7 protein-coding genes are annotated in these 9,537 nt (G+C 70.4%); 5 read left to right on the forward strand and 2 right to left on the reverse strand.

What is annotated here, in order from left to right:
• Positions 1-11 precede the first annotated feature (11 nt).
• Positions 12-584 (reverse strand): TetR/AcrR family transcriptional regulator, encoded by a 573-nt coding sequence (locus tag C1I93_RS24575; RefSeq protein WP_111245656.1) that lies wholly within the window; start codon positions 582-584, stop codon positions 12-14.
• 137 nt (positions 585-721) lie between these two features.
• Positions 722-3,427, reverse strand: coding sequence for an MGH1-like glycoside hydrolase domain-containing protein (locus tag C1I93_RS24580; protein ID WP_111245657.1), 2,706 nt, complete (start codon positions 3,425-3,427; stop codon positions 722-724).
• Between the two features lie 42 nt (positions 3,428-3,469).
• Here C1I93_RS24580 and C1I93_RS24585 point away from each other — a divergent pair, with 42 nt between their 5' ends.
• From C1I93_RS24585 to C1I93_RS24605, 5 genes are all read left to right on the forward strand, one after another.
• Positions 3,470-5,404, forward strand: a complete 1,935-nt coding sequence (locus C1I93_RS24585; RefSeq protein ID WP_111245662.1) for an amylo-alpha-1,6-glucosidase — start codon at positions 3,470-3,472, stop codon at positions 5,402-5,404.
• 134 nt (positions 5,405-5,538) lie between these two features.
• Positions 5,539-6,864: a glycosyltransferase family 4 protein gene (locus C1I93_RS24590; RefSeq protein ID WP_111245658.1), complete on the forward strand. Its 1,326-nt coding sequence runs from the start codon at positions 5,539-5,541 to the stop codon at positions 6,862-6,864.
• Positions 6,865-7,036: 172 nt separating this feature from the next.
• The gene (locus tag C1I93_RS24595; protein WP_146603572.1) at positions 7,037-7,681 is read left to right on the forward strand and encodes a fascin domain-containing protein; all 645 of its coding nucleotides are present in this window, start codon (positions 7,037-7,039) and stop codon (positions 7,679-7,681) included.
• A gap of 102 nt (positions 7,682-7,783) precedes the next feature.
• Positions 7,784-8,377: a DUF1707 SHOCT-like domain-containing protein gene (locus C1I93_RS24600; protein ID WP_181445303.1), complete on the forward strand. Its 594-nt coding sequence runs from the start codon at positions 7,784-7,786 to the stop codon at positions 8,375-8,377.
• Between the two features lie 341 nt (positions 8,378-8,718).
• Positions 8,719-9,528, forward strand: coding sequence for a metal-dependent hydrolase (locus C1I93_RS24605; RefSeq protein ID WP_111245661.1), 810 nt, complete (start codon positions 8,719-8,721; stop codon positions 9,526-9,528).
• The last annotated feature ends 9 nt before the right edge of the window (positions 9,529-9,537 follow it).

Genomic DNA, 9,537 nt, shown 5'->3' on the forward strand with positions numbered 1-9,537 from the left:
ACGGGGTGGGGTCAGGGCAGGGGGAAGAGGTCGGTGCCCAGGAGGTGTTCGCGTTGGTCCTGGGTATCGGGGCGGAGGCGGCCACCTCGGGTGAGCATGACCAGGCCGTGCAGCAGGCTCCAGCCAAGTTCGGTAAGGGTATCCGGGTCCCGGCCGGCGGCCAGCGGGACCAGTGCCGCGCGTAGCTCGCCGAAGGCCGCCGCCACCGTCTCGGGGATCTGCTCGGCGCCGAGGGTCAGGTCCGGGGTGTACGCGAACATCGCGTCGTAGATCTCCGGGTTGGCGTACGCGAAGTCCAGGTAGGCCGCCATCACCGCAGGCCACACCTCGGGCGACTGGTCGACCGCGGTACGGGCGGCGGAAAGCGCGGCGGACAGGTCGGCGAAGCCGCGTACCGCGACCGCGGCGACCACCGCATCGAGGTCGGCGAAGCGCTCGTAGAGCACGCCGAGATCAACACTTGCCCGTTCCGCCAACCGACGCGCGGTCACCTCCGCCCAGCCCTCCGCCTCGGCCAACTGCCGGGCGGTGGCAACGATCGCCTCGCCGTCCGCCCTACCATCTCCATGCTCGACTCCGGCCACTCACCAACCGTATTCACACCCCCACCACAACACCGCCACCGCGACAGATTGGCGACTTCTCCCGCCGATCTAGGGCCTATCGTCGTAAATGGAGATCCACTAACGACGATAAGCCCTAGATCGACGGGGAGGGGGGGTCAGCGGCGAAGGGTGAGGATGAGGTCGGCGACCAGGGCGGTCCAGCCGGTCTGGTGCCAGGCACCGAGTCCGGCGCCGTTGTCGCCGTGGAAGTACTCGGGGAAGGCGATCAGGTCCCGCCAGTCGGGGTGGGTCTGGAAGAGCTGCGCGGCGCCGTAGATCGGGCGGCGGCCCCAGTCATCCTGAGTGAACAGCGAGATCAGCCGGGCGGAAAGGTCGTCGGCGATCTCGTCGAGGGTCTTCTTCACCCCCGACCGGGTCGGATACTCCACCTGGAGATCGTCACCGAAGAACGCCGCGTAGTCGCGCAGAGCGCTGATCAGCAGGAAGTTCGTCGGCATCCAGATCGGACCGCGCCAGTTGGAGTTGCCGCCGAACAGGCCGCTCGTCGACTCGGCCGGTTCGTAGCCGACGCAGAACTCCTGGCCGCCGAGGGTCACCGCGAACGGCTTGTCCAGGTGCGCTCGGGAGAGCGTACGCAGGCCGTACTCGGAGAGGAACTCCTCGGTGTCCAGCATCCGGGCCAGCAGCCGCACCACCTGCTCCGGGCCGCACATGGAAAGCAACCGCTGTTGGCGTCCGTCCGGGCCGATCCGCCGTCCGCCGATCACCGCGGCGTACTCGGGGCGGTTGGTCAGGAACCAGCGCAGCCGGGCCCCCAGTTCCGGCAGCCGGTGCAGGGTACGCGCGGTGAGCCGGGTGACGGCGGCCAGCGGCAGCAGCCCGACCACCGAGCGCACCTTCAGCGGCACCTGCGTGCCGTCGGCCAACCGGAGCACGTCGTAGAAGAAGGCGTCCTCGTCGTCCCACAATCCCTGGTCGTACGCGGCCGCGGCGATGTACGCGAAGTGTTCGAAGAACTTCGTCGCGGTGTCCACCCAGCTGCGGTCGTGCTCGGCCAGCACGATGGCGATGTCCAGCAGGTTGAGCGCGTACATCGCCATCCAGCCGGTGCCGTCGGACTGCTCCAGCACCCCGGCCACCGGCAGCGCCGCCGACCTGTCGAACGGGCCGACGTTGTCCAGCCCGAGGAACCCGCCCTCGAAGACGTTGTTGCCGCCGGTGTCCTTGCGGTTGACCCACCAGGTGAAGTTCATCAGCAGCTTGTGCATCATCCGGGCCAGGAACTCGTGGTCCCGACTGCCGTCGATCTCGAACACCTTCAACGCCGCCCAGGCGTGCACCGGCGGGTTCACGTCGCCGAACGCCCACTCGTACGCCGGGATCTGGCCGTTGGGGTGCAGGTACCACTCGCGCAGCAGGAGCAGCAGTTGCTCCTTGGCGAAGCCGGGATCGACCCGGGCGATGCTCACGCAGTGGAAGGCCAGGTCCCAGGCGGCGTACCACGGGTACTCCCACGGATCCGGCATGGAGATCACGTCGAAGCTGGTCATGTGCCACCAGGCGCTGTTGCGGCCGTGGCGGCGTCCGGCCGGTGGCGAGGAGCCAGGGTCGCCCTCCAGCCACCGTTTGACGTCGAAGTGGTAGAACTGCTTGCCCCACATCAGCCCGGCGATGGCCTGCCGGGCGATGAGCGCCTCGTCGGCGCTGGCCTTCGCCGGGATCACCCCGGCGAAGAACCGGTTCGCCTCGGCCCGCCGGGCCCAGATCACCGCGTCGAAGCCGGCACCCAGGTCGGCCGGCGGCGGGTCGCCGTCGCCGGGTGGTGGTGCGGTACGGGTCAGCCGCAGCCGGATCCGCCGCTCCTGCCCGGCCGGCACCTCCAGCACGTAGTGCAGCGCGCCCTTGGTGCCGATCAGTTCCGGGTTCACCGTGTCCGTGCCGCCGACCACGTGGTCGTTGATGCCGTCCTTGGGGTACGGCGTGCGGCTGGGCAGCCCCCAGAGCCGCTCGGCGTTCGTGTCGTTGTCGCAGAGCAGCGGCGTCGGGTCGCCGTCGCCTTCCAGCACGATCTGCCCCAGCACCCAGTGCTCACCGACCAGTCGACGTGGCTCGCCGACGATGCGGGGCACCCGGTCGTCGGTGCCGGGCAGCCCCCACGCCCAGGTGTTGCGGAACCACAGGTGCGGCAGCACGTGCAGGGTTTCGGCCCGGTCGCCGCGGTTGGCCACGGTCACCACGATGCACAGGTCCGTCGGGCTGGCCTTGGCGTAGTCGACGGTCACCGCCCAGTACCTGTCGTCGTCGAAGATGCCGGTGTCGACGAGTTCGTACTCGGTGTCGTCCCGGCCACGCAGCGCGTTGACCGCGACCAGTTCGTCGTACGGGAAGGCGGCCTGTGGGTAGTGGTAGCGCCACCGCATCCACGAGTGGGTGGGGGTGGAGTCCTCGTACCACCAGTATTCCTTGACGTCCTCACCGTGGTTGCCGCCGTCGCCGCCGAGGCCGAACATCCGCTCCTTGATGATCGGATCGCGGCCGTTCCACAGCGCGAGGGCGAAGCAGAACGTCTGCCGGTCGTCACACACGCCCGCCATGCCGTCCTCGGACCACCGGTAGGCTCGGGACCGCGCATGATCGTGGGGGAAGTAGTCCCACGCCGTGCCGTGTTCGCTGTAGTCCTCCCGCACCGTCCCCCACGCCCGCTCGGACAGATAGGGACCCCATGCGCGCCAGTCCTGCTCCCCGGCATCGGCTTGGGCGAGCCGATGCCGCTCGGCGTCGGGGGCCGGGGCGGAGGGGGAGCCGTCAGTGATCACCTGACCATCTTCGACGCCGCCGGGGTACTTCACCACAGCGGTCATTGTCGTCGTGTCGTGTTACACCTCGCCGCCGGTGGAGGAAAGTTGAACGAGATTCGCTTCGGTTCGCAGATCTGTGGCGAGCTGACCAGCGCCGCCAGCCGTGAATGGCTGGTCCCCGACGGCCTGGGCGGGTACGCCATGGGCACGGTCGGCGGGTTGCGCACCCGCCGGTACCACGGGCTGCTGGTGGTGCCGGGAGAAACTCCCGCTTCCCGAAAGGTGGGACTGGCGAGTCTCGACCCGGCCGTGCTGTTGCCCTCCGGCGCCCGGGTACGCCTCGGCGCCCACGAGTGGATCTCCGGCGACGTCGACCCGCGCGGTTTCGAACTGTTGGAGCGTTTCGACCTCACCGACGGACTGCCACGCTGGCGGTGGCGGATCGGCGACGTGGTGATCGAGCGGGAGTTGGCCATGCTGCACGGTCGCTCCTGCGTGGCGGTGGTGCACCGACTGATCAGCGGCGGCCCGGTCGAGCTGGAACTCGCCGCCGCCGGCACCTGGCGTGACGCCCACGGCGAGCGTCGCGCCGACGGGCCGCCGCTGCGGATGGACCCGGTCGACGGCGGAGCGGTGATCGAGGGGGCGTACCGGCTGGCCGGACCGGGCTGGACGCCGCAGGGCCACTGGTGGCGGGGCGCCTACTACCGCGAGGAGGCGGCCCGCGGCCTGCACCCGGAGGAGGACCTCTGGTACGCGGGCCAGTTCCGCGACACCCTGCGCCGGCCCGGCGACACGGTGTCGGTGCTGGCCTGGGCCCAGGATCCCGCCCCGGCACCCCCGCCGGCCACCGAGGTGGTCGCGGCGGCCCGCCGCCGCAACCGGGAGGTCGTCGCCTCCGCCAAGCCGGCCGACGACGTCGAGGCCACCCTGGCGCTGGCCGCGGACGCGTTCATCGTGCGGACCAACGACGCCCCGGTGGAGGTGGTCGCCGGCTACCCGTGGTTCGGTGCCTGGTCACGGGACACGATGATCTCCTACGAGGGGTTGTTCCTGCGTACCGGTCGGGCCGACCTCGGCCGGGAGTTGCTGCGCTCGTACGCGGCGACGCTGTCGGAGGGGATGCTGGCCAACACCGCCGACACCGGCCGGGTCGAGTACAACACCGTCGACGGCACGCTGTGGTTCCTGCACGCGGTGAGCCGGCACGTCACCGTCACCGGCGACACCGACCTCGGCGACGAACTGCTGCCGGCTCTGCAGTCGGTGGTGGACGCCCACCTGGCCGGCACCCGGTACGGCATCGGCGTCGACCTGGCCGACGGCCTGCTCACCGCCGGTGCCGTCGGTGCCGCCCTGACCTGGATGGACGCCCGGGTGTACGGGGTGCCGGTCACGCCTCGGCACGGCAAACCGGTCGAGGTGAACGCCTTGTGGATCAACGGTCTGGCCGGCGTCGCCGAGCTGGCCGAGTTGGCCGGGCGGGACGCCGACGGGCTGCACCGGCTGCACGATCGGGCCACCAAGGCATTCCGGGACCGTTTCCCCACCCCGGCGGGCTGGCTGCACGACGTGGTCGACGCCCCCGCACCGGCGTACCCGCTGGGCGGCGCGGCTTTCCACGACGACGACCTGCTCCGCCCCAACCAGCTGCTGGCCTGGTCGCTGCCGAACGCGCCGCTGGAGCCGGATCCGGTGGTGCTGGGGCGGGTCGGCGCCGGGCTGCTCACCCCGCTCGGCCCGCGCAGCCTCTCCGCCGACTGCCCCGGCTTCACCGGTCGACACTCTGGCGGTCCGGCCGAACGGGACAGCGCCTACCACCAGGGCACCGTCTGGCCGTGGCTGATCGGCCCGTACGCCGACGCCAGCCGCCGGGCCGGACTGCCGGTCGACGACCTGTTCGTGGGCCTGGAGGCGCATCTGACCGAGTACGGCCTCGGCTCGGTCAGCGAGACCGCGGACGGGCTCGCCCCGCACACCGCCACCGGCTGCCCGTTCCAGGCGTGGTCGGTCGCGGAACTTCTCCGCGCCCGCCGGTAGCGCTTTACACCCCCGCAACGGCTACGTCTCCGCTGGTTATCCAGCCACCAGCAGGATTGGACTTGATCCAGCCGCGATGCGAGCGCCGCCCTCCGGAGCGGGGGGCGGGCGGAGACAGCTCAAAGGGGGCGCGTATGTCACCGAACGCCGACGTGATCGACATCAACTCCGCCCGGTCGCAGCGGGTGCTGATGCTGTCGTGGGAGTACCCACCCGTCCTCGTCGGCGGCCTCGGCCGCCACGTGCACGCCCTCTCCGTCGCGCTGGCCACCGCCGGCCACGAGGTCACCGTCGTCACCCGCCACGCCGACGGCGCACCCCTCGAGGAACACGTCGACGGGGTGCGCGTGATCCGCGCCGCCGAGGACCCGGTCACCTTTCCCCTGGCCACCGGCTCGCTGCTGGCCTGGACGATGGCGTTCAACCACACCCTGACCCGGGCCGCCCTGCGCGCCGCCGACACCGGCGACTACGACGTCATCCACGCGCACGACTGGCTCGTCGCGCACACCGCGATCACCCTCGCCGAGCACCTGCACCTGCCGCTGGTGACCACCATCCACGCCACCGAGGCCGGCCGGCACCAGGGTTGGCTGCCGGCGGAGATGAACCGCACCATCCACGGCGTCGAACACTGGCTCAGCAACGCCTCGACCCGGCTGATCGCCTGCTCCGGTTACATGCGTGAGCAGGTGTCCACGCTCTTCGAGGTGGCACCGGGGCAGATCGAGGTGGTGCCCAACGGCGTCGACGACCGGGCCTGGCGGGCCCGGCCCCGCGCCGTCGCGTCGGCCCGCGCCCGGTTCGCCGGGGACGGACCGTTGATCGGGTACGCCGGGCGACTGGTCTACGAGAAGGGCGTACAGCACCTGGTGGACGCGGTGCCACAACTACGCGACAGGCACCCCGGGCTGCGGGTGCTGATCGCCGGGGACGGCCCCTACCGGGGCGAGTTGGAGGAACGGATCGGCCAGCTCGGGCTCGGCAACACCGTACGATTCGCCGGCTTCCTCGACAACACCCAGCTCCCGGCGGTGCTCGGCGCCACCGACGCGACAGTCGTACCGAGCCTCTACGAACCGTTCGGCATGGTGGCCCTGGAGGCGGCGGCGGCCGGGGCGCCGCTGGCCGTGGCCCGCACCGGCGGACTCGCCGAGATCGTCGAGCCCGGCGTCACCGGCGTCACCTTCCCGCACAGCGACCCGTCTGCGCTGGCCGGCGCGGTCGGCGAACTCCTCGGCGATGAGGTCTTCGCCCGCCGGGTCGCCCGTCAGGCCCGTTCCATGGTCGGTCGGCGGTACGGCTGGGCCACCATCGCCGCCCGCACCGCCGAGACGTACGCCACCGCCCGCCGCGACCACGCGCCGACGCGCACCCGTCGGGCCACCACCGACATCCCGGCCCCGCGGACACCCATCGCCATTCCCGACGGCAACCTCCTCGCCTCCGCCGCCTGCTGACGGCGGCACAGTTTCCGCCGCCAAGATCTCGTCTTGTGCGCATGGAGATCTATTGGCAGGATGAGGTCGACTCGCTGAAACGGGGCGGCGGGGAAGGTCGGAGGGAGCCTATTGGCTCGCTGCCGCGTTTCCGGGTCATGCTTGCTGGAATTTCTTTCCGCAATCATGTTCCGTGCCGAGTCAGTCGCGCTTCAGCGACATTCCGGCAGCTATCCAGCCAGAAACGGGGAAACACATGGCGCACGCCAGGCCAGTCGGCCAACCACGCACCAGACGGCACCACCTTCGCACGACCTTTGCCGCCCTCCTCGCGCTCAGCATGCTCCTCTTCGCGCCGGCGCCCGCGTCGGCGCGGACGGCCAAGAACATCGATTCGGTCGGCACCGATGAGGTGTCGGTGGCCAACGTCTCGCCGATCATCTCGTACGGTGCGAACAAGTTCGTCTCGGCCCGGCACAGCCAGACCGACTCGCCGCTTCAGGCCCGCGCCGACACCGAGGGTGCGTGGGAGGAGTTCCAGTTCTACGACGCCGGATCCGGCTATTACGCGATCCGGTCACCTAGCAATGGCAAGTGGATCAGCGCGCGGATCAACCAGACCGATGCGCCACTACAGGCCAGTTCGAACGGGGTCAACGGCGACTGGGAGAAGTTCATCATCCGGCGCCACCCTGCGGGTTACCACTACATCCAGTCGGTGGCCAATAGCCGCTATGTGACCGCGCGGGTCAGCCAGACCGACGCGCCACTCCAGGCCCGTGCCACAACTGTCAGCGACTGGGAGAAGTTCAGCATTCCGAGTCTGCCCCCGCTGTAAAGATTTCTCTGCAGAATGGGCCGACCCGGCGGGGGTCGGCCCATTCTCCGTCAGCTCGGCCGTGATCGCCCCGCCGCGCGGCACGCCGTTACCCTCGACTTCATGGAACGGGAGCGGCACGACGACACCGACCGGCTACGCGTCTCCGACCGGGAGCGGGAGGAGGTCGTCGAGCTGCTCGGCAGGGCCACGGCCGAGGGCCGACTCACCCTCGACGAGTACACCGAGCGAGCCGGTGCCGCGCACGCCGCCCAGACCCGGGGCGAGTTGGCCCGGCTCACCACCGACCTGCCGGACGCCCCCGGCCGGCCACCCGCCCGACCGGCCGGCGCGCTCGCCCCCGCGGCGGAGAAACTGCTGGCCGTCTTCGGCAACGATGTACGCAAGGGCGGCTGGTCGGTACCCGACCGGATCGATGCCAGGGCGGTGTTCGGCGACTGCCGCATCGAGCTGCACGAGGCGCAGCTGCCACGACAGGTGATCACCATCGAGGCCGAGGCGATCTTCGGCAATGTGACGATAGTGGTGCCGGAGGGGACCGACGTCCGGCTGACCGGCAGCGCCATCTTCGGCGACAAGAAGTCCAAGCTGAGCGGTCCGGTCACCCCGGGTGGTCCAGTGCTCGAAGTACGCTGCCGCGCCATCTTCGGTGACGTGGTCGTCCGTCCGCCGCGCAAGGGCAAGCGCTGGTGGTGATGCCCGCGGGGAGGTCCGGCGGCGGGTCACGGGTGGTGGAAGCGCACCTCGGGATAGTGCGGTGACGGGCCTACCAGCAGCGGGCTCGGCCGCCCCCGTAGGTGCCGGTCGCCGACCGCCCGGCGTACCGCGCGGCACCGACACAACCGCCGCGTCCCATGGCCGACACAGCAGCCGGTACGGCGATCGGGCGCTGACATACTTCCTGCTGATCGGCCCGGTCCGTGGCACGCACACCGGGTTTCGTCCGTTGTGGATGGTCCCGGGCATCCCCTGTGACCCGCCGCGAACTACAGTGACGTAGTTTTGGCGCTCAAGATCCCTGGGGAGGGCGAGCCGAGATGATGGGACCTTCGCACGCGCTGTCCGGCGCGGCGGTATGGCTGAGCGGGTCCTGGGCGCTACAGCAGTTCTACGACTACGAGCAGTCGCCGCTGGCGCTGGCCGTGGGCACGGCCGTCTGTGCCGGTGGGGCACTGCTGCCCGACCTCGACCTGTCCGGCAAGGTGACCCGCAACAAGGGCGGCGCCACGGTGGCCCGTACCTTCGGTGTCTTCTCGCTCTTCGTGGCCGAGGTGGTGGAGAAGATCTCGCTGGGCGTCTACTACGCCACCAAGCTCAGCCGCGACCCGAAGCGCAACAACGGGCACCGGACGCTCACCCACACCATCCCGTTCACGGTGCTGCTGGGCTGGGGCACCACCACGCTCTGCGCCAGCTACGGCAAGTGGGCGGTGATCGGCGTGCTGTTCTTCATGATCGGTCTGGCCCTGCGTGGCCTGTTCGACAAGTGGGCCGAGCGCGCGGGCTGGCTCATCGTCACCCTGGTCTCGGCCGGCGCGGCCATGTTCACCGCCGCCAACCTGCCCGGAGATCGTGGCTATCCGATGATCGGCCTGGCGGTCGGGGTGGGTGCCTTCGTGCACATCATCGGCGACATGATCACCCGAGCCGGGGTGCCGATCCTCTGGCCGATCCCGATCAAGCGCCGGATGTGGACGCCGATCAGCCTGCCGGACAAGATCGCGCTGCGGGCCGGCGGCCGGACCGAGGTCGTCTTCGTCCGCTCCGCCCTGACCGTCATCTCCATCCTGGCGACCCTCGGCCTGGTGGCCCCCTCCGTCCTCCAACGCTTCAACCTCGACCTCTAACCCCTCCCC

The organism is Micromonospora endophytica (assembly GCF_003236305.1).
Taxonomy (GTDB): domain Bacteria; phylum Actinomycetota; class Actinomycetes; order Mycobacteriales; family Micromonosporaceae; genus Micromonospora; species Micromonospora endophytica.